Annotated in this window: 19 protein-coding genes; 14 read left to right on the forward strand and 5 right to left on the reverse strand. The window is 50.9% G+C overall.

What is annotated here, in order from left to right; translation table 11 throughout:
* Positions 1 to 103 precede the first annotated feature (103 nt).
* The 10 genes from EKK48_20640 (at position 104) to EKK48_20685 (ending at position 11,307) form a co-directional block, all read left to right on the forward strand.
* The gene (locus EKK48_20640) at positions 104 to 2,410 is read left to right on the forward strand and encodes a hypothetical protein (protein ID RTL38842.1); all 2,307 of its coding nucleotides are present in this window, start codon (positions 104 to 106) and stop codon (positions 2,408 to 2,410) included.
* A 7-nt stretch (positions 2,411 to 2,417) separates the two neighbouring features.
* Positions 2,418 to 3,092 (forward strand): HD domain-containing protein, encoded by a 675-nt coding sequence (locus tag EKK48_20645; protein ID RTL38843.1) that lies wholly within the window; start codon positions 2,418 to 2,420, stop codon positions 3,090 to 3,092.
* Between the two features lie 172 nt (positions 3,093 to 3,264).
* A complete protein-coding gene (locus EKK48_20650; GenBank protein ID RTL38844.1) occupies positions 3,265 to 4,428 on the forward strand; it encodes an 8-amino-7-oxononanoate synthase in 1,164 nt (387 codons plus the stop codon).
* Positions 4,421 to 5,116, forward strand: a complete 696-nt coding sequence (locus EKK48_20655; protein RTL38845.1) for an alpha/beta hydrolase — start codon at positions 4,421 to 4,423, stop codon at positions 5,114 to 5,116. Before EKK48_20650 ends, EKK48_20655 begins: the two co-directional genes overlap by 8 nt.
* The gene (locus EKK48_20660) at positions 5,071 to 5,982 is read left to right on the forward strand and encodes a methyltransferase domain-containing protein (GenBank protein ID RTL38846.1); all 912 of its coding nucleotides are present in this window, start codon (positions 5,071 to 5,073) and stop codon (positions 5,980 to 5,982) included. Before EKK48_20655 ends, EKK48_20660 begins: the two co-directional genes overlap by 46 nt.
* Positions 5,979 to 6,653, forward strand: coding sequence for a dethiobiotin synthase (gene bioD, locus EKK48_20665; GenBank protein ID RTL38847.1), 675 nt, complete (start codon positions 5,979 to 5,981; stop codon positions 6,651 to 6,653). The genes EKK48_20660 and bioD overlap by 4 nt, the downstream gene beginning before the upstream one ends.
* Positions 6,646 to 7,932 (forward strand): adenosylmethionine--8-amino-7-oxononanoate transaminase, encoded by a 1,287-nt coding sequence (gene bioA / locus EKK48_20670; protein RTL38848.1) that lies wholly within the window; start codon positions 6,646 to 6,648, stop codon positions 7,930 to 7,932. The genes bioD and bioA overlap by 8 nt, the downstream gene beginning before the upstream one ends.
* Before the next feature lie 23 nt (positions 7,933 to 7,955).
* Positions 7,956 to 8,975 (forward strand): biotin synthase BioB, encoded by a 1,020-nt coding sequence (gene bioB, locus EKK48_20675; GenBank protein RTL38849.1) that lies wholly within the window; start codon positions 7,956 to 7,958, stop codon positions 8,973 to 8,975.
* A 26-nt stretch (positions 8,976 to 9,001) separates the two neighbouring features.
* Positions 9,002 to 9,979: a hypothetical protein gene (locus tag EKK48_20680; GenBank protein RTL38850.1), complete on the forward strand. Its 978-nt coding sequence runs from the start codon at positions 9,002 to 9,004 to the stop codon at positions 9,977 to 9,979.
* A gap of 110 nt (positions 9,980 to 10,089) precedes the next feature.
* Positions 10,090 to 11,307: a tetratricopeptide repeat protein gene (locus EKK48_20685; protein ID RTL38851.1), complete on the forward strand. Its 1,218-nt coding sequence runs from the start codon at positions 10,090 to 10,092 to the stop codon at positions 11,305 to 11,307.
* A 1-nt stretch (position 11,308) separates the two neighbouring features.
* Here EKK48_20685 and EKK48_20690 read toward each other — a convergent pair whose 3' ends face one another.
* Positions 11,309 to 11,920, reverse strand: coding sequence for a hypothetical protein (locus EKK48_20690; protein RTL38852.1), 612 nt, complete (start codon positions 11,918 to 11,920; stop codon positions 11,309 to 11,311).
* A 170-nt stretch (positions 11,921 to 12,090) separates the two neighbouring features.
* On the opposite strand from EKK48_20690, the gene EKK48_20695 reads away from it, so the two are divergent.
* Together EKK48_20695 and EKK48_20700 are read left to right on the forward strand one after the other, a co-directional pair.
* Positions 12,091 to 13,428, forward strand: a complete 1,338-nt coding sequence (locus EKK48_20695; GenBank protein RTL38853.1) for an ATP-binding protein — start codon at positions 12,091 to 12,093, stop codon at positions 13,426 to 13,428.
* 9 nt (positions 13,429 to 13,437) lie between these two features.
* The gene (locus EKK48_20700; GenBank protein ID RTL38854.1) at positions 13,438 to 14,901 is read left to right on the forward strand and encodes a TonB family protein; all 1,464 of its coding nucleotides are present in this window, start codon (positions 13,438 to 13,440) and stop codon (positions 14,899 to 14,901) included.
* 17 nt (positions 14,902 to 14,918) lie between these two features.
* Here the strand turns inward: EKK48_20700 and EKK48_20705 are convergent, their stop codons facing one another.
* From EKK48_20705 to ssb, 3 genes are read right to left on the reverse strand one after another with little or no spacing between them, the layout of a single operon-like run.
* Positions 14,919 to 15,122 (reverse strand): hypothetical protein, encoded by a 204-nt coding sequence (locus EKK48_20705; GenBank protein ID RTL38855.1) that lies wholly within the window; start codon positions 15,120 to 15,122, stop codon positions 14,919 to 14,921.
* Between the two features lie 4 nt (positions 15,123 to 15,126).
* Positions 15,127 to 16,740: a Na+/galactose cotransporter gene (locus tag EKK48_20710; GenBank protein RTL38856.1), complete on the reverse strand. Its 1,614-nt coding sequence runs from the start codon at positions 16,738 to 16,740 to the stop codon at positions 15,127 to 15,129.
* A 23-nt stretch (positions 16,741 to 16,763) separates the two neighbouring features.
* Positions 16,764 to 17,105: a single-stranded DNA-binding protein gene (gene ssb, locus EKK48_20715; GenBank protein RTL38857.1), complete on the reverse strand. Its 342-nt coding sequence runs from the start codon at positions 17,103 to 17,105 to the stop codon at positions 16,764 to 16,766.
* Between the two features lie 132 nt (positions 17,106 to 17,237).
* Here ssb and EKK48_20720 point away from each other — a divergent pair, with 132 nt between their 5' ends.
* Positions 17,238 to 17,843: a hypothetical protein gene (locus tag EKK48_20720; GenBank protein ID RTL38858.1), complete on the forward strand. Its 606-nt coding sequence runs from the start codon at positions 17,238 to 17,240 to the stop codon at positions 17,841 to 17,843.
* Between the two features lie 84 nt (positions 17,844 to 17,927).
* On the opposite strand, the gene EKK48_20725 is transcribed toward EKK48_20720, so the two are convergent.
* Positions 17,928 to 18,515 (reverse strand): response regulator transcription factor, encoded by a 588-nt coding sequence (locus tag EKK48_20725; GenBank protein ID RTL38859.1) that lies wholly within the window; start codon positions 18,513 to 18,515, stop codon positions 17,928 to 17,930.
* Between the two features lie 232 nt (positions 18,516 to 18,747).
* On the opposite strand from EKK48_20725, the gene EKK48_20730 reads away from it, so the two are divergent.
* The gene (locus EKK48_20730) at positions 18,748 to 19,110 is read left to right on the forward strand and encodes an FKBP-type peptidyl-prolyl cis-trans isomerase (protein ID RTL38860.1); all 363 of its coding nucleotides are present in this window, start codon (positions 18,748 to 18,750) and stop codon (positions 19,108 to 19,110) included.
* Positions 19,111 to 19,265 lie beyond the last annotated feature (155 nt).

The raw sequence follows: 19,265 nt of genomic DNA on the forward strand, positions 1-19,265 counted from the left end.
GTCCTGGGGTATATAGCTGGTGGCATGGTGACTTCCCCATTGAAAACGGATTAATGGACCAATAGACTGCCCCTATCAGCGAATTTCTTCAGCACACGGGACCATGGACCGCACTAACGTCAGCGACAATTCGGCAACACAGCCAAATGGAGCCCTGGATAAGCTCCAGAACGAAGCTGTGCCCGCAAAACCAGTGCCGGAGCAAGCCTCGAAGGGAGTTAAGGACTACATAGCTGAAGCAGTTCATTCCGCGGTCTACACGGGTATCCAGGAACCTATTAGCGGCATCAGCCAGATAGTCGACGAATTCGCCGGGACCAAACTGCAACCAAAAATGCAATTTATGAGCGCACCCGAGAAGGTTTCATTCGGTGGCGCTGACTGGCATGCACAACAGATAGGCGGCGCAGTCGGCACTTTGCTGCCATTTCTTCTAGTCCGCAAAGGTGTGCGAGGAGCCCTTGGAGCCACCGCAGAAGAAGCCGGTTTAATGTCTGCCAGGACCGCCTTCAACATGAACTTGAAAGAAGCCGCCCTGACAGGCTTCGCCTACGACGCACTGCTGCGACCATCACAACCGAGCCAGGGCGACTTGAGCCAGTTCCTCCTCGATAGAGGCACGCAAGGAGCGATTGGCGCAGGCACGTTCGCGACCATGACAGCAGCTGGTCTGGGGCTGAAACAACTGTCAGGCACCGCTGCCGTCGAACGTTCCGCACTGCTTCCTATCCTGAAAAACCCGATTGCCACGGGTGCTTTGTCCGGCATTCCCGCAGGATTGTTCAACGCAGAAGCAAATTCGCTCGCCAAAAACCACCAGTTCGCATCCACATCTGAACTGGCTCAGTCTGCCTACGGCATGACTTTGATCGGCGGTGGATTCGGATTAGCTCACTCACTCAAAGGCACTGAATCTGGTGCCAGAAATAATGTCGAAAGCAGAGATACAAGAACCGTAACCTCCGGAGACAGATTGGGCTTGAAACTTGCTGGTGGCGACAATGTCGGACCCGAGGGAGCGAAATTCTCGATTGCGCCCGAGTCGCTTCAGGTGACAGTCAAACCAACGAGCTTTACCGAGTTAGCCCAACGCATATCAGGCTACGAATCGACAACTGAACCACTTCTGGTATCAAAGCCAGGAGCCCCGTCAAAATTCGAATCGACCGCAGACTTTATGCGAGATAACGTCACCCAGGTCGATACGCCGGTGCGGGTTTACTCCCTTGAGGGACTGAGCACCAAGGTCGTCGTACCGGAGACCTATGCAAAGCAGCTTGAGGCCATCCGCCAGTTCCGCTTAGGACTGGAAGGAGCGCCGCCGGAAGGAACGCAACCTATTGAGCCAGGGCTGCTGCGCCGCGCACTGCCGGAAGATTTCATTCCACATCTCGATGCGTTGCCTAACTCCCGCCTGATTGAAAAACTCTACCTTGTCAATGAACCCAATCCGCTCGACCCTCTGCACAAGCGTGCCAGCGGCGACCCGCAGTTCGAGTCACAGGCCGCAGCACAGGACAACTCAGTAACCTTCTTCAGGAAGAATGTCGATGCATCGCTGGGTGACGAAGTCCGCCACGAATGGTCGCACATAGCTCGAGAGACCATGCCCACGGAAAGCGCGGGGTTTGACCTCAGTGCCCAGCACGAAGGTAAGACATATGTAGCCAGGCCTCGCGCCATGGCGGACAATCCGGAGTGGTGGTCGGTCAATCTGGGTGAAGAGATGCTGGCGCCACAGGCATCCAGATTCATCGAACTGACTAATAAAGCACCACTGCAGAGCGTCATGCTGGCCGAAGGACTGAAAAGAACAATGACGGAAGCACCAGAATCTGCCGCCCGCAATCAAAACGTCCTCGAAATACAAAACCGCATTCGCTACGTAGACGAGATGGTCCGACCCAAAGTCATCGAACAACTTGTGAATGATGTGCGCGAGCCGAGACAGTCCGGCGCCGATACATCTGCCGCTAAGCTCCTGATGAGACTGGGAGAAGGTCAGCGCCTGAACGACATTCCATCGGTAAAAACCCTCGATTTATCGAGAGAGCCGATCAACAATGATAATTTGAATCAACTGGCAAACAACCGCAATCTAGAAAACCTCGATTTGAGTTCGACCCAGGTAGGCGGCTACAGCGGTGGTTTCACAGTACTGGAAACCATGCCGCTCAAGAGACTCGGCTTAGCCGGCACACAAACTACCGGGTCAATGCTGCGCCCACTGGAACGCATTAAAACTCTCGAAAGTTTGGATCTAAGTGGCACCAATGTCGGTGACAATGGATTGTCGAGCTTGAGCAGAATGCGCAATCTCAAACAGCTTGACTTGCGCGGCACCGAAGTCTCCAATGAAGGACTGCAATGGCTGCAAGAGCAACTACCGCAGACAGAGATCAAGCACTAGGTAACCAATGTTGACACATAAGACATACGAAGGCATTCCGGCTGACTTTACGCTGGAAAAAGCAGCTGAATGGATACGTCCGCGACTTTCTGAAAAACGTTTTTCACACGTCAAAGGCGTTGCTAAGGTGGCCCGGGAACTAGCTGCAGAAGCTGAATGCGATGTATTCCTGGCTGAACTGGCAGGCTGGCTGCACGATTGCTGCAAAGAAACAAAAGACCGTGACCTCGTCATTGAGGCTTTGCAATTCGGCTTGCAACTCACACCGTTAGACAGAGTAAGCGGCAGTCTATGGCATGGACCGGTCGGAGCGGAAACGATCAAGCGCGATTTAGAGATCACGAATGAAGCACTTCTCGATGCAATTCGCGAGCACACTCTGGGCGCCGTCGGCATGTCGGAGTTGTCGAAAGTCGTCTTTCTGGCAGATTGCCTTGAGGCAAGCCGACCGGCAGACTACACGGATCCGATCTGGCAGGCGTTACGCGGCGGTGATGCCAAAAAGACCGGCAAAAAATCAAAAAAACGTCAGGAACTGGACCTGGATATGGCCATGCTGGTTGCTTGCGACCTCGGTCTGGCCCAGCTGATCGAATCTAGACGCGTTATTCATCCCAAAACTGTTGAAGTGCGAAATTATTACCTGGATTTGATTCGCAGTCGCCCGGTCGAAACGCCCTGAGCACCATGCCAAGTGCATGTTCACGACACAGTTGTTAATAGACAACAGGCAGCTCAATCACCCACCAGCGCAACTGCTGCGTGTTGTGCCATTGTCAAAGATCTGATGAATAAAATTTCGATAAAAGCCGATCAGCCCGGGTGTCAGGCGACAACAAATTCGCGTACCATAGCTGACCATGAGCACCCAACAAATATATCAGTTGGCAACCGAAGAGCGGAAGCAGCAGAATCGGTTGCGCGAATTGAGATCGCTTGCCACTACTGGCGGTGCAAAAATTCTTCTCGAAGACGGGCGCGAACTAATTAACTTCGCATCGAATGATTATCTGGGTTTGACCCAACATCCTCAACTGAAAAAGCGCGCCATCGAATACACCGAAAAGTATGGTGCTGGGTTAGGCTCTTCCCGGCTGGTCTCCGGCAATCTCGATTTATATGAACGAATCGAGCGAAAGCTGGCGAATTTCAAAGGCACCGAAGCAGCCTTATTGCTGGCCAGCGGATATCAGACCAACTCGACAGTTCTGGCGGCTCTCGGGCGCAAGCAGACGCTGATTGCAAGCGACCACGAAAATCACAACAGCATCATGCTCGGTATGCAACTCAGCCAGGGGCGATGGCATCGCTATGAGCATAATGACCTGGACCATCTCGAATCACTGCTGGCCAAAGATGATGACCTGTCAAAGTGGATCGTTTCAGAATCTGTGTTCAGCATGGATGGTGACATCAGCGATATTGAGGCATTATCCCGACTTGCCACCAGATACGATGCAGCAATGTATATTGATGAAGCTCATGCGACGGGAGTGCTCGGACCACAAGGACGAGGACTCAGTTATGGCGTGGACGGCGTCACCATAGCCATGGGCACTTTCAGCAAAGCAATGGGCAGCTTCGGTGCCTACATAGCCTGTAGCCATGTGATGAAGCAGTATCTGGTCAATTTCTGCTCGGGATTGATTTACTCCACAGCGCTGCCACCATCCGTACTTGGGGCAATCGACGCATCCCTGGACGTCATAGGTGACATGGAGAGAGAACGCGCCGAATTGCTTGAAAGAAGCAGCAATTTACGACAGGCTCTGAACAGTTTAGGCTTGAGCACCGGCAAGTCGAGCACCCAAATAATTCCCATCATCACAGGCTCAGATAAAGACGCAATCAGCCTCTCACGGCATCTGGAGCAAAACGGAATACTGGCGCCTGCAATTCGCCCACCGACTGTACCGGACGGCGCAGCGAGAGTAAGACTGTCTCTGACGGCAGCTCACGAGGATGAACACATCCAACACTTGCTTGAGTGCCTGAAACGCTGGAGAACACATGGCTAGCGTAGAATTAGTTCTGTTGCACGGATGGGCCCTGGACGCTTCCTTTTGGAGCGAATGGTCCCATGTTGCAGAAGCAATCGCCCCCAACACCAGACTGACCACACTAGAACGCGGTTACTTCGGCTCAGCACAGACAGATCCTAGATTCTCTCAGTCGGCAAACACCAGAGTAATGGTCACGCATTCATTTGGTCTGCACCTGGCGCCGGAAGAATTGTTTGAGAAAGCAGACTTGCTTGTGATTATCAGCGGTTTTGCGCACTTCCACTTTGGTTCCGACAAAGAAACGAGAGTATCACAAATAGCGATTCGAAAGATGCTTCAAAAACTCGACCAGGAACCGACTCAAGTTTTGAAAGACTTCTATCGCAACTGTGCGCTTCCAGATGGCTATGGCGTTGACCAGATTTCCCAGCCGAAAAGAATTCAAACAGAGTTACTGCGAGCCGATCTGGAGCTATTAAACAGCTCGACTGTCAATTCCGAGTGGCTGAGCCGACCTCGCGACGTTTTACTTCTGCACGGTCAGCGAGACAAAATCGCACCAGCTCAGCATGTCGAAAAACTGAAAAACATCAGACCAGAAGCTCGTGTCTCAATACACGCAGATGCGAGCCATGCGCTGCCTTACGAGAATCCGCAATGGTGCCTGCAGCAGATTCACTCAAACTTGCTGGTGAACTGCTGATGAATATGACGATGCTCAAACAAGCGATAAACAAATCATTCTCGCAACAAGCGCCCTCCTACGCCTTGCATGCTGATGCGCAAAAGAGAAGCGCTGATCTTTTAGCTCAATTCATCAGAGAAAGAATGTCCGACCTCCCGCACGGCGAGATCCTCGAGATAGGCTGCGGCACGGGAATATTCACCACCCACCTGCTGTCACTATTTGGAGAGGAAAACATAGCCGTCAGCGATGCATCCGCAGCAATGCTTCGCCAGTGCGAAGAGGCTATAGCGCCAGTACCAGCACGAGTCAAATTGCTGACGCTGGATGCCGAGAATGCAGCAGTCGGCACGAGAAATTACTCCTTGATAGTATCGTCATTTAGCTTGCAATGGATGTCTGACTTCTTCGCCGCATTGCAACACCTGCTTGCACAACTGAAACCAGATGGCGAGCTGATCTTTTCGATTCCCCTGAATGGTAGCTTCAGAGAGTGGCGAGAGCAGTGCGCCCAAGCTGGTATTCCCTTCACCGCAAACAGATTACCGGACAGGATTGAGTTGACCGACTGGTGCAGAAGACAGGCTCTGACGCTCGACTGGGAGCAACACCCCGTTGTCTGCAAATACAACTCCAGTCTGGAATTTTTCCGCTCTTTGAAGAGAGTCGGAGCATCGGTAAACACAAACGGCGATTTACTGAAACCAAGCCAATTGAGAGAACTGATACGTACCTGGGACGAAGCGAACCAGGTCTGTTCAGGTTCAGCTTCAGCTTCAGCTTCAGGTTCTGCTTCAAGTTCTGATTCAGGTTCTGATGCGGATCGCATCGCTATCACCTATCAAGTGCTCTGCGCGCGAATCAGCCGGAGGTACGACAGATGATTTCACTGCCGGATGCTTTCTTTATCACCGGAACGGGAACTGATGTCGGCAAAACCGTAGTCTCGGGCGTCTTGCTAACGGGTCTGGAAGCGAAATACTGGAAGCCTATTCAGTCAGGGGAACCAACCGACACCAACTTCCTCAAACAAATCACCGAACTTCCGGAAGGAAGTTTCTACGTCGAGCGGCACAAGTTCAGTCAACCCGTGTCACCACATCTGGCATCAAGCTTGAGTGGCACAAGAATCGAATTGACCGATTTCGAATTGCCGCAGCACGAGGATTGTCACTTGATTGTGGAGGGAGCAGGCGGTCTTCTCGTTCCCATCAACGACAAAGATTTGATGATCGACCTGATCGAATATCTGAAACTGCCGGTTGTACTCGTTGCGCTGAGCGGACTCGGAACAATCAACCACACACTCTTGTCCATTAACGCATTGAATGCCCGCCGGATACCTATCCTCGGAGTCGTCATGAATGGCGAGGCCAATCAATCTAATCGTGAAGCGATAGAAAATTTTGGCAGAGTTCCAGTTATCGCCCAGTGCGAACGCCTGCCTGAGCTAAACAAAGCCGGTCTAACAAAAGCATTTCGAGAATATTTCTCGCCTCGAACATGCCGCCATCTATGGAGAAGAAGAACCCTGGTGCACCGCTCTGATGACTAACTATTCGCCAATCTGGCGACCATTCACTCAAATGAAAACGGCACCCGAGCCCTTGAAAGTAGTGCGCGGGCACGGCGCGATTTTGAAACTCGAAGATGGAACAGAAATTATCGATTGCATATCAAGCTGGTGGGTGAACATCCACGGACACAGCAATCCCGATATAGCAAAAGCGATTTACGAACAGGCTATCCACCTGGAACACGTCATGTTTGCCGGATTCACGCATGATGCCGCCGAGGTGCTGGCAGCCAGGTTGCTTCCCCACTTCCCCGCGTCACTGCGCAAAATCTTCTACTCAGATAATGGCTCAACAGCAGTCGAAGTAGCTCTAAAAATGGCTTACCAGTACTGGTACAACAAAGGACAAGCAGATCGCGACAGATTCATCGGCTTTGAAGGCGGCTATCACGGCGACACTGTTGGTGCCATGTCGATTGCCGGAAGCTCTCCATTCTGGCAAAGATATAAGCGCATGATGCCTGAATTCGATGCGGTTTCGTACCCATTGCGTTGCGACGACAAAGCAAAAACCGAAGAGAATGAAGCCGATACCATCAAGCAATTGAAAAAACTGGTCAGCTCAAAGAAGAAGAAATATGCGGCAATTTGTATAGAGCCGCTTGTACAGGGCGCTGGCGGTATGCGAATGTGTTCTGAGGAATTTCTCGTCAAGTTGCAAAAATTCTGCCGCGAGAACGACCTGCTTTTGATATTTGATGAAGTGATGACCGGTTTCGGACGCACAGGCGATTGGTTCGCCGCCAAGAAAGCCAATGTAGAACCGGATATCATGTGCGTTTCCAAGGGAATCACAGGAGGGTTCTTGCCTCTTGCCGTGACCGCTTGCGCAGAACGAATTTACGAATCATTCCTCTCAGACGATCCTCAAGACATGTTTGCCCACGGACACTCGTACACGGCCAATCCTATCGCCTGCGCAGCCGCAATAAAATCGCTCGAACTGCTCGAAGCCGACACCCGTCCCTTTACAGAAATGGAAAGTAAGCACAGAGGTTATGCCGGCGAATTTCTCAGCAGCATCAAAACGATCAGTAACTTGAGATATTGCGGCACAATCGTCGCATTCGAAGTGGAGGGAGGCGGCAAAAACAACTATTACAACGAATTAGGTCCATTGCTAAAGCAGAAGTTTCTCGAAGAAGGTCTTCTAATTCGCCCACTCGGCAACACAGTTTATCTGATGCCACCATATTGCATAACGGAAAATCTCAGTTTCATTTACTACAAAATCGCCAAAGTAATCAATTCGCTATAGCCACGCACAGGAAAGGAAAGAAAATGTCAGAAGCATGCTGCTCAACGACCGCAACACTAGAGCCGAAAAGCCAGATCGACCTGGCCGTCAAAGCGCCAGTTCGAATGGATTGGACGCGCGAGGAGATTGCAGAAATCTATAACCGCCCGCTTCTGGACCTGGTCTTCACAGGCGCCACTGTGCACCGTCAATATCACCAGGCCGACAAGATACAGCAGTGCACCCTGCTTTCCATCAAGACAGGGGCATGCCCTGAAGACTGCTCATACTGCCCCCAGTCTGCTCGTTACAAAACCGGAGTAGAAGCGCAAGCTTTGATGGACCCGAAAGAGGTGTACGAGGCAGCCTTGAAAGCCAAGACCGCAGGCAGTTCTCGCTTCTGCATGGGCGCTGCCTGGCGTGATGTAAAAGACAACGAGCAATTCGACTCAGTACTAGATATGGTGCGGTCGGTGAGCTCATTGGGCATGGAGGTGTGCTGCACCCTGGGGATGCTGAATGCTTCACAGGCAGAGCGCTTGAAAGAAGCAGGGCTGACTGCATACAACCACAACCTGGATACCGGGCCGGAATACTACGATTCAATCATCACGACACGCACTTACGAAGAGCGGCTGACCACTTTGAAGAATGTGCGCGAAGCCGGGCTGAACGTCTGTTGTGGGGGAATCATCGGCATGGGAGAGAGCCCTGAAGACCGAGTCGGACTGCTTCACACGCTCGCGACCCTGCCTGAACATCCTGAATCGGTACCAGTCAACGCACTCGTCGCCAGTCAGGGCACCCCACTTGCGGACCGACCTCCAGTCGAAATCTGGGAAATGCTTCGCATGATTGCAACCGCTCGCATCACAATGCCAAAAGCCATGGTAAGGCTTTCAGCCGGTCGCGTCAGTATGACAGAAGCAGAGCAGGCGCTCTGTTTCCTTGCCGGAGCCAATTCAATTTTCACCGGAGAAAAACTGCTCACGACCCCGAACTGCGATCACGATCAAGATCGGTCCATGATGGAAACCCTGGGTCTACAGCCACTGGTCGTCTAACACGACTGAACGATGGAGAATCCGAGTTGGTTACCTGGGTCGGATCGCAAGTCGGCGACTACTTAATCGACATGCAGTTGGGAGAAGGAAACTTCTCCTGGGTATATCGTGGCATTCACGAAGACTCAGGCCACTACTCAGCTTTCAAGGTCGCAAAACCGACCGGTACAGCCTTCTCAGAAGGGCAAGCCATAGCCGCTATGCCCACAAAGGCAGTTGCCACCATTACCGGAGGCATCATGGAGGTCACACCCAGGGCCTCCATGCTGCTTCAGAAGCAACATGAACAATTGGCGCAACACAACTTGCCCGGGCTGATTCAAGTCAAGCATTTTGTCGATAAGCCGGAACTGACATATCTAGAGATGGAATATATCAGTGGCCCGACGCTGCGCGAGCTCATGGAGAAAGGTCCCGTTTCCATCGACAAAATGATAGAAGTAGCGCGATGTCTCGATAAGCTTAGCAAAACACGCAAATTCGCTTACCACGGTGATCTAAAGCCCGAAAACATCATGTTTTCGCAGTCTGGTGCAGTAGTCATAGATCCTGGTTTCTTCGGCAAACTCGAGCTCGAAAACGGCAGCACCATGAGTCAATGTGCCGTCACTACGCCGGCATACTATCCAATGCTCGAGCCAGATGATGTGCTCGCCTTCGGCTTGCTGCTCTGGGAAGTCGTTATGGGAGAGCAGCCCTTAAATAAAAACACTTCTTCGGATGCCAGCGAGCTGACACGCGTCGGCCCACAACTATTGGAACTCGTACAATTGCAAGAAGCCGTAGGAAGATATCTGCTTTCACCAATTCTGGACATTCAGCGCCCATCCATACGGTACCCGAACATAGATCGAAACGTAGAGAATCTTCTCTTAAAAGGACTTCGTTTGCACCATCTCGGTCAGGGCATCGAAGTTGACCCTGGGTTTCGCAGCTTCGCCGCAATTTCCGGCGCCCTTGCCACTCTGCGCTTAAAAGGAAAAGAACAGTTTCTGGATCAATGACGTTGTAAAATTCTAAGATTCGTCACCGCATCCGGTGCGGCAGAGGCTGTCATTTAATACAGAATCAGATAGAATTGGACATAAGTGTCAGCGAAAAGAAAGCGGGAAAAATGGTCAAGTCGAAAAACAGCTCAGCAGTGACAGCTGGTCTCACGGGAGCATTGCTCGCTTTGCTCGCCTTTTCCAGCCCAGGACTGGCTGCACCATCGATTGCGATAGCTCAATCTCCTGACACATGGGACCAACTGCAAACTCGAGGCAGTCAGGCATTTTACTTGTGCCAGTACGGCATAGCTGAGCGACTTCTCAAACAAGCCGTGGAAAAAGCACGCACATTCGGACCCGGCGACTTGCGACTGTCAAAAAGCGAAGATGAACTCGGTCGCCTGCTCACTATCCGTGGGCGCTTCTCCGAAGCAGAACCGATCTTGGAAGAGTCATTGCGCGTCAAAGAAACCGCCGTAGGAAATGAAGACGGTCAACTGATTCCCGCTATGGGATCACTGGTGCGCTTTTACCTGACAGGCGGCACAGAAGCCAAGGCCGAACCTCTGGCAAACAAAATGTTGGAATTCATCAATGGCACCATCGCCAGTGCCCGAGGACCGTCACTGAAGATGAAGCCGGGCCAGCCACTGCAGGGCTGGGCTGCCACGGCTTCAACTAAAGTTCGCGACCCGCTCATCGAATGGGCAATCAGCTGCGACGACATCGCCAATCTGTTTCAAGCCAAAAAGAACTACGAGCCCGCGGAAAAGCTATTCAAAGCTGCTCTGGAAGTAAAAACGACTGTGCTGGGACGCGATCATCTTTCGCTGGCAAACAGCTACGACAGCCTGGGAAGCCTCTGCCTGGCACGAAAAGAGTATCTTGATGCAGAGTCTTATTTCAGAGATTCATACGAGATGACGGCGAAGATTCAGCCACCCGAACATTGGCAAGTTTACGGCAGGTTAGACAAACTGGCGAAGTGCTACATTCTTGAAGGCAAGCTGCCGGAAGCCACAGCTCTTTACGAAAAGGTAAACGAAACATTCAAAACCAATCCACCAAAAGACGGTAATGCAGCGCGCGCCCTGTTTGCGCTGGGAAATCTCTATCTCGAACAGAAAAACTTCGAAGCCGCTGAACCAGTACTAGAACAAGCCCTGGAGATGTCGGAACAGTACCACGGAGCCGACTCGATAGCTGTCGTGCCATACCTGGACCGGCTCGCCTACGATCTCTACTATCTGGGACGAAAGAAAGAGTATGACGATTTGCACGCACGCGTGAATGAAATTACAGCTGCCGACCCGCAACCTGCAGCACCAGCTAATTCACAGTAGCTTACTTCGCCCCGCCTGACTTTTCGGACTCGAGCCGCCTTCGCTGCTTTTCCAGTTCCAGACGCTGTAAATCGCTCAGGCGCCACTGCTCATCCAGCTCCAGACGCTGTTGCTCATAAGGCATTTTCTCAGCATCGAGCTTACGCCATTCACTTTCAAGCTCGTGGCGGCGCTTCTCCAGAGCCAGACGGCGCTGATTCAAAGGCTGTTTTTCAGTGTCGAGCTTGTGATACTCCTGGTCCAACTCAAGGCGCCTTTGATCGAGTGACTGCCGCCTTTCATCCAGCTTGCTGAATTCGTCTTGTAGCTGGGCTGATTCCTGGTCGAGCAAAATCCGCTTCTGCTGCAGAGGAAAGCGGCGCGTCTCGATTTCATGACGTGGTTGATCGAGAGTCAGGCGCTTTTCTTCCAACTCATGCCGCTGCCCATCTAGAATACGGCGACGCTCTTCGATAGACTGAGCTTTCTGCTCAATAGACATTTTCTCCCAATCCACAGGCTGGGACCCAGCACCTAATTTGCCAGAACTCGACGTAGAAACGTCCAGCGCTTTCGCACTGGTCACCGAAGCCAGCAAAAGCAACATTGTTAACGGACCTGCAATTTTTCGCATGACGACCCAACTCCAACAACTGAGCAGCTTTATGAGACTCCCGGACAGGATATATTAACGCACCTGGCAGCCGGGCGTTGTATAACCATCAGTGGAGGTTTACTTCCATGCCTGATGCGGCATGAAATTACGGAATCCACTTAGTTTTTGGCTTAAATTGAAGGGACCATATGACCAATAACGACGCCGTCAATACTCTCAAACAAGCCGTCGAGGTCTCGCCGGATAATGTTCCATTGAGAATTCATCTGGCGAATACGTTGTACGGATTAAGCCGCTACGAAGAAGCACAGAAAGAATTCACGACGGCACTGGCTCTTGCGCCCGACAATAAACAAATCAAAGCCGGTCTCGCCGGCACCTTCTACCAACTCGGCAAATATATGCAAGCGCTGGTGATTATCGAAGATCTGGTCGCAAGTGCCGATACACCGCCATCCGCCTACTTATTGCATGCGCGAATCTTATTAAACGACGGGAAGATAGAACAAGCCGTTCGAGAATACAAACGCGCCATAGAACTCGACCCGTCCCTGATAGACGAAAGTCTTTCAGAACGTCTTGGCGTTGGTGCCACCCAAGACGGCGAAGTTGTAGACGGCAGAATCCGTTCGCAAGTGGATTCCGACGATGGCGAATACGACGCTGACATTGAACGCTCCAAAACTAAATTCACCGATATCGGTGGCATGGAAGACGTCAAAGAACAGATTCGGTTGAAGATCATTTATCCACTTACGAATCCCGATGTCTACAAAGCCTACGGGAAGAAGACTGGTGGCGGAATTCTCATGTATGGACCTCCGGGCTGTGGAAAAACACATTTAGCTCGTGCCACCGCCGGTGAAATCAATGCCGGTTTTATCAGTGTTGGAATCAACGAAGTTCTGGAATGCTGGATCGGCAGCAGCGAACGCAATTTGCACGATATTTTCGAAAGCGCACGCAGAAACAAGCCTGTTGTACTGTTCTTCGATGAAGTAGACGCGCTCGCAGCCAGTCGAAGCACCATGAAAAACAACGGTGGTCGTCAGGTCATCAATCAGTTCTTAGCAGAACTAGACGGTGTCAACAGCGATAACGAGGGTGTCTTGATTCTCGCCGCCACGAATGCGCCCTGGCACCTGGACAGCGCCTTCAGACGACCTGGTCGTTTCGACCGGATCATCTTCGTACCACCACCGGACAAACCAGCGCGCGTCGAAATCCTGCGCATCATGCTGCAAGGCAAGCCGACTGAAAACATCGACTATGAATATCTAGGCAAGAAGACCGAGAACTTCTCTGGAGCAGATTTGCATTCGTTGGTTGACCACACGCTTGAAAAGAAAATCGACCAGGCCATGAAAGAAGGCAAACCCAAGCCGATAACAACCAAAGATCTCGATTCCAACATCAAGGAAGTCAAACCTTCAACGACTGAGTGGTTTGCGACCGCAAAAAATTATGCGCTCTATTCAAACGAAGGTGGCGCCTACGACGAAATCCGCAAATACCTGAAGTTATAGCGGTAACTTATGGGTCAACATTACGATCGTGGAATTATTTGTTATCAAAACAAACAATATAAACACGCGGAAAAAGAGTTTCGGGAAGAACTAGCAAGCGCTCCAGACTCTGCTGCGGCCCACGCGATGCTTGGAATGACGCTCGTTGCCTTACGCAAAGGCGAGCAGGGACACAAAGAGGCGCTGGAGGCAGTGCGCTTATTTCCTGATTACGCCTATGGGCATTACACCTTGAGCTACTCTTTCGCAGCAATCAACAAGCCGAAAGAATCCGAAAAAGCAATAGTCGAAGCGATTCGTATCCAGCCGGAAGAGGCTTATCTCTTCGGACGAGCTGCGCAAATTTATATGAATCAGAAGAAATACCAGAGAGCGCTCGAGATGGCGGACATTGGGCTGTCATTCGAGCCCGACAACGAAGAGTGCTTGATCAACAGAGGCGGAGCACTGCTTGAATTAAACAAGTTACCGGAAGCAGAAGTAACGTTGCAGCAGGCTTTAGCAGTTGATCCAGAAAGCTACACCGCTCACATAAATATGGGCGCAACTCAACTCAGGTTGATGAAACATGCAGAGGCATTTACTCACTACAGAGAAGCGTTGCGCCTCAACCCCAACTCGGAACAAGCAAGATTAGGCGTGCTCGAATCGCTCAAAGCCAAAAACCCGCTCTATCATGGAATGCTGCGATTTTCGATCTTCTGCCGCACTCTGCCACCACCAGTGGTGGTCTGCGCACTTTTACTTCTAATTTTTCCGCCGACACGCTTGATCATCGTCGCCATATTCGGCGCATATGCCGTTGCCAATTATATGTTCGAATTGGCTCTGCACCTTGATCCGGTCGGTCGTGACTTTGTTTCAGACAGAAAAGAGAAGACACTTAAAAGACTGAAAGAACTCACCGTTCCGCTCCTGATGATCGTCTGCGGACTGGGGATAGCAATTGGTGCCGCACTTGCTCCCACTACCGACAAGAACTACCGCCACAGGCACAGAGCGGCAGTAAAAGAAGAGCCGGTCCAGTCAATGAAGTTCGACAGTTTCGTGCCTTATATGGCTTACGTCGAGACCCGTATAAAGAGGAACTGGCATCCTCCCTCAATGACGAAATCGATGTCTGTGCTTGTCCACTTCAACCTCGATAAGAACGGAAACATGTCCAATGAGAAAGTTGTGGAATCAAGCGGCGACGAGCAAATGGACAAAGCGGCGATTGCAGCCTTAAAGGCAGCAGCACCGTTCCCCAAACTCCCTCCTGGCAATGAGAAGCCCGTGGAAGTGCAGTTTCGTTTCCAATACAACGTTTCTAATTCCGCGACAGAAAAGAACGCACCTGATCAATCCGCCACGGATAAGAAGTCGACTGCCAGTCCACAATCCGCTACGGATAAGAAGTCGGTCCTCAGTCCACAACCCGCAACCGAGCAGAAATCGATTACCAATCCACAATCCGGAAAGACCAAGGAATAATTATCGCGAGGCAAGCCCTAAGCCTTAGATTTGTCCGTGTAAACCAAAACGATCATGAGGATACCGAAAGCCAGCATCAGCGCACCCCAAATCAAGTTCAAGTTGAATGAGATGTCGTGTCCCTCGATATGGGTTATCTGAGGTTGTACCATCCCCCAAACCACCAGCATGACACCATATATAGTGAAGAGCCAACCGATCGGTTTTCTTACGTCTAACATGGTATCACCAGAAATAGATGTTGCAGATTACTGTAAAAACCAGCACAATCACCCCGAGAATTTTAGGATTTTTGTACCAGACAAGAGTCACCGGCGCCGGTCTGGGCGTCGTGCTCCAACACAAGCCAACCAGCTCGCTCTCAGGCTTAGGTTTGGTAAACATGGATATAGCGATAGTGGCAAGAAAACAAATTGTCCAGGAGATACTGGCTCGCCAAAAATTCCCTGCCATAACAGAAGAAAAATGTATGGTGCCATTATTTGTGAAGTAGAAATGCACGGCTGAACCGCAAGTGCCGAGCACAAGCCCCCAGAAAGCCCCCCAGGGCGTTGCACGCTTCCAGAACATACCAAGCAAGAAGGTGGCAAAGAGCGGAGCATTGAAGAAAGTGAAAATGAGCTGCATGTAGTCCATTATGCTGGGAAAACCCATCACAAGATATGCGGTAAAGACGCTGATCAAAATTCCAGCAGCGGTTGCGACCTTGCCCATCCACAAATAGTGAGCATCAGACTTGTTTTTAGCGATGTAGCTTTGATAAAGGTCATAAGTCCAAACGGTATTGAATGCGGTGACATTCCCCGCCATTCCGGACATAAAACTAGCCATCATTGCAGTCAACCCAATACCCAGCATTCCAGTCGGATAGAGCTTTACAAGCATGAGCGGCAATGCCATATCCCAGCGGTAAGTGGTGTTGTTTGATCCCAATTCAGGAATAACTACAAGCGCAATTAATCCAGGCAAAACCGTGAGCAACGGGAAGAACACTTTGGGAAACGCAGCAATGAGCGGGGTTCTCTGCGCCGCAGCCAGGTCTTCTGCGGCAAGAGCGCGTTGAATAACGAGAAAGTCGGTACACCAATATCCAAATGAAAGTACAAATCCAAGTCCGGAAATCAAACCGAGCCAGTCAACTCCCATGGGGTTCGCAGCAGTAGCTGTCTGCGTCCAGAGATGAGCAAAACCAGGATTGGCAAACTTAGAGACAAGACCGCTCCAGCCGTCAAACTGCATGAGCCCGATGATGGAAACCGGCAGCAAGCCAAAAACAATCAAGAAAAACTGCAGCACTTCGTTGTAGATTGAGGAGGTGAGACCGCCTAAAGCCGTGTAAGCGAGCACAACCAGTGCCGAGACAAGAATAGACGCCGTCATATTCCACCCCAGCAACAACTGAAATACCAGCGCCATCGCGTACAAATTTATCCCAGACATGAGCACAGTCATGACTGCAAACGAGATTGCATTCAATGCCCGAGTCGCTTCGTTGAAGCGCATCTTCAAATACTCGGGAACACTGCGCACTTTTGAGCCGTAATAAAACGGCATCATAAAAATTGCCAGAAAAACCATAGCCGGAATGGCACCAAGCCAATAGAAGTGCGCCGTCATGATGCCGTATTGAGCAGCATTGGCCGCCATTCCCATCACTTCAATGGCACCGAGATTAGCAGAAAGGAATGCCAACCCCGTCACCCAACTGGGAATGCGATGACCGGCAAGGAAGAAATCTTCGCTGCTGACCATGCGCTTTTTCAGCAATACGCCTACGCCAATGACAAATACGAAGTAGATGCCAATGATCGCGTAATCGATGGGCCCGATACTATGCATCACTTGTAAGGGAGACGATCGGCTCAGCCGCTAAATTCTTCGCCGCCCATGTTGTCCTTCTTGCTGCCTAGCAAGCGCAATCCTGTCGCATGAATGTAAGGTTTAACGTTCTTGTTACCAGCATCGTCAGTCCATCGGCTGAAGTCCAATCGTCCTTCAATGCCGATCAAGCTGCCTTTGCGCACATATTCGCCTGCGATTTCCGCCTGACGACCCCAAATTTCAATATCGAACCAATCAGTCTCTTTTTCTTTCGTAGGACGATTGACTGCAACCGAGAATGTTGTTTTGACGCGACCAGACTCGAAGTAGCGCATTTCCGGATCGCGACCAGCTCTACCAACAAGAATTACAGAATTGACCATTTCATCCCCCAGACGTTCAGGACGCGAGCGCATAATCTAAGATAGTTTTGCAGCCGACTGCCTATCTAACCAAATAGAATTATCTATGAACGGACAGGCATAATCTTACTACCTGATGCTTTTCTCACCATAATGTCTCCCTCAAGTACGGCAACAAAATCTGGTTCACCACTGGGCGATTTCGTCGAATCCAAGGCGCAGCCGCTCTGGCATGTCGTGGTCCTGAACGTTGTGACGATGAGCGCGTACTCAATCGTCTGGTTCTGGAAAACATGGAGAGACCTGGCAGATCATGCAAATGCCATAGACATGGACCTGCCCGCCAATCCGGCGCTTCTGAAGTTGCGCAATACAAGCCCAATCTTGCGGACGATGGGGGTTCTGGTGCCGATCTGGCAGCTTTACTTGACCTCGACTCTGTTCAGTGCAATCGCTCAGCTATATCCTGCTCCAGATACTTTTGCGCATAAGAACCCAATTGCTACGGGCATGATCATGACTCTCGTAATGTTCGGTTGTATGTCGCTTTACAGACTTCCCGGCGCTTTCATGCTTTTGTTTCTGCTCTACGTCACCCCACTTGTCATTGCGCAGAAGTGGCTGAACGATTACTGGAAAACACAGGAGCCGCCCAACACCCTTGTAAGGCAAGCATTCTCGGCTGGTGAGCTGGCATCCTTAATTCTTGGGGCTGTGCTGCTTGGCTTGATCGTCACCCATTTTGCGATCATGCATTAGAGTCGCTTCCCAACAAAAGCCGACTTCATAGGCGTTCCGCGAGAAAAACCGCAGACTCAAGAGTCGCCTGCATGCTCTTCTCAACTAAAAGCCCTGTTTCTTAGCCCACTTAACAAGCTGTTCCGGCTTTTCCAGTTCAAGTTTGGCCATCAACCCTTCCACGACTTCCATCAACTCAGCTTCGGAAATTCCCAGTCGTTCAGCGGCTTTACCGAGTTTTCCGCGCATTGTGATGCTGCGCAGAACATTACGTTCATCTTGAGACAGCCTTGTGATGTGTCGGGGCAAGGAAGGCGACACAACCCCTTTAGAACCACGCATCACCATCAACAGCGCCATTCGGATCAGCGCTGGAGGATCCGTCTTGAGAACGTAACCAACAGCCCCGGCGTCGAGCAGATCTTGCACGTCTGAGGGTTTGCCCTGACTGGCAAACATGACAACGCGAACATTTCGCAGCGCCGTCAAGCGTTTAATCAAATCTATCGTGCCGATTAATCCAGGCAAGTGAAGGTCCAGCAGGACAACATCAGGCAACAAATCTTTTGCCACCTTGAGTGCCTGGTCAGATGTTTCTGCCTCGCCAACAATTTCGATAACCCCGCCGGTGCTCAGTTCACGCACGATTTCTTGTCGAGTTGGAATGTGATCGTCGACAACGAGGAGGCGCATTAAGTAAAGTCCCGAAAGTCACCAGTTGACTGGTTAATAGTACATGGTCAATTGGCAGACGCGAATGATAAGGATTTTGCACGACTAAGTAGATATAATGCTCTGCTATATCTAAGCGCGTGGCGTAGGACATATGAAAATCAAAACATTATCAATCGCTCTTTGTTCGATAGTTTGCCTTTCCGGCAATCTTCTTTCTTTTGCAAAGCCCCAAAAAGGAGATCTAGTTAAGATGGCACAAGCAAACTCCGGAGTAGTAACAAGCCCAACCGGACTCAAATACCAAGACGAGAAGGTCGGCTCAGGTGCTTCTCCCCGTCAAGGGCAAACGGTTTCCGTTCACTACACAGGCTGGCTCACAAACGGCAAGAAGTTTGACAGCTCAGTCGACCGGGGCACTCCTTTCGAGTTTGTACTCGGTGCAGGTCAGGTAATCAAAGGTTGGGACGAAGGCGTTGCCAGCATGAAAGTCGGCGGCAAGCGCAAGCTGACCATTCCAGCAAATCTTGCTTATGGCAGCAGAGATGTAGGTGGCGGCTTGATTCCACCGAATTCAACCTTGGTATTCGACGTTGAATTGCTCGGTGTTAGATAATTTAAGCGCTGTGCGTTAAGGCGCCAACGAGAAATTCTGAGAAGGTAGGAACCGTATTCGGTGCCTACCTTTTTTGCACTAAATTCCGCCAAGTCACATTAAGTCTTCGATTTATCCACGCAACGCAAAAGAAGACGCAACTCATCTATAGAGCC

The sequence above is a fragment of the Candidatus Melainabacteria bacterium genome, from assembly GCA_003963305.1.
Classification (GTDB): Bacteria; Cyanobacteriota; Vampirovibrionia; order Obscuribacterales; family Obscuribacteraceae; genus PALSA-1081.

What these genes read in the sequence shown, in the direction of transcription:
- EKK48_20640 (RTL38842.1), top strand. Translation starts at nt 104, where the DNA reads ATGGACCGCACTAACGTCAGCGACAATTCGGCAACACAGCCAAATGGA.
- EKK48_20645 (RTL38843.1), top strand. Translation starts at nt 2,418, where the DNA reads ATGTTGACACATAAGACATACGAAGGCATTCCGGCTGACTTTACGCTG.
- EKK48_20725 (RTL38859.1), bottom strand. Translation starts at nt 18,515, where the DNA reads ATGCGCCTCCTCGTTGTCGACGATCACATTCCAACTCGACAAGAAATC.
- EKK48_20710 (RTL38856.1), bottom strand. Translation starts at nt 16,740, where the DNA reads ATGCATAGTATCGGGCCCATCGATTACGCGATCATTGGCATCTACTTC.
- EKK48_20705 (RTL38855.1), bottom strand. Translation starts at nt 15,122, where the DNA reads ATGTTAGACGTAAGAAAACCGATCGGTTGGCTCTTCACTATATATGGT.
- bioB (RTL38849.1), top strand. Translation starts at nt 7,956, where the DNA reads ATGTCAGAAGCATGCTGCTCAACGACCGCAACACTAGAGCCGAAAAGC.
- ssb (RTL38857.1), bottom strand. Translation starts at nt 17,105, where the DNA reads ATGGTCAATTCTGTAATTCTTGTTGGTAGAGCTGGTCGCGATCCGGAA.
- EKK48_20695 (RTL38853.1), top strand. Translation starts at nt 12,091, where the DNA reads ATGACCAATAACGACGCCGTCAATACTCTCAAACAAGCCGTCGAGGTC.
- bioD (RTL38847.1), top strand. Translation starts at nt 5,979, where the DNA reads ATGATTTCACTGCCGGATGCTTTCTTTATCACCGGAACGGGAACTGAT.
- EKK48_20700 (RTL38854.1), top strand. Translation starts at nt 13,438, where the DNA reads ATGGGTCAACATTACGATCGTGGAATTATTTGTTATCAAAACAAACAA.
- EKK48_20730 (RTL38860.1), top strand. Translation starts at nt 18,748, where the DNA reads ATGGCACAAGCAAACTCCGGAGTAGTAACAAGCCCAACCGGACTCAAA.
- EKK48_20685 (RTL38851.1), top strand. Translation starts at nt 10,090, where the DNA reads ATGGTCAAGTCGAAAAACAGCTCAGCAGTGACAGCTGGTCTCACGGGA.
- EKK48_20655 (RTL38845.1), top strand. Translation starts at nt 4,421, where the DNA reads ATGGCTAGCGTAGAATTAGTTCTGTTGCACGGATGGGCCCTGGACGCT.
- EKK48_20660 (RTL38846.1), top strand. Translation starts at nt 5,071, where the DNA reads ATGGTGCCTGCAGCAGATTCACTCAAACTTGCTGGTGAACTGCTGATG.
- EKK48_20720 (RTL38858.1), top strand. Translation starts at nt 17,238, where the DNA reads ATGTCTCCCTCAAGTACGGCAACAAAATCTGGTTCACCACTGGGCGAT.
- EKK48_20690 (RTL38852.1), bottom strand. Translation starts at nt 11,920, where the DNA reads ATGCGAAAAATTGCAGGTCCGTTAACAATGTTGCTTTTGCTGGCTTCG.
- bioA (RTL38848.1), top strand. Translation starts at nt 6,646, where the DNA reads ATGACTAACTATTCGCCAATCTGGCGACCATTCACTCAAATGAAAACG.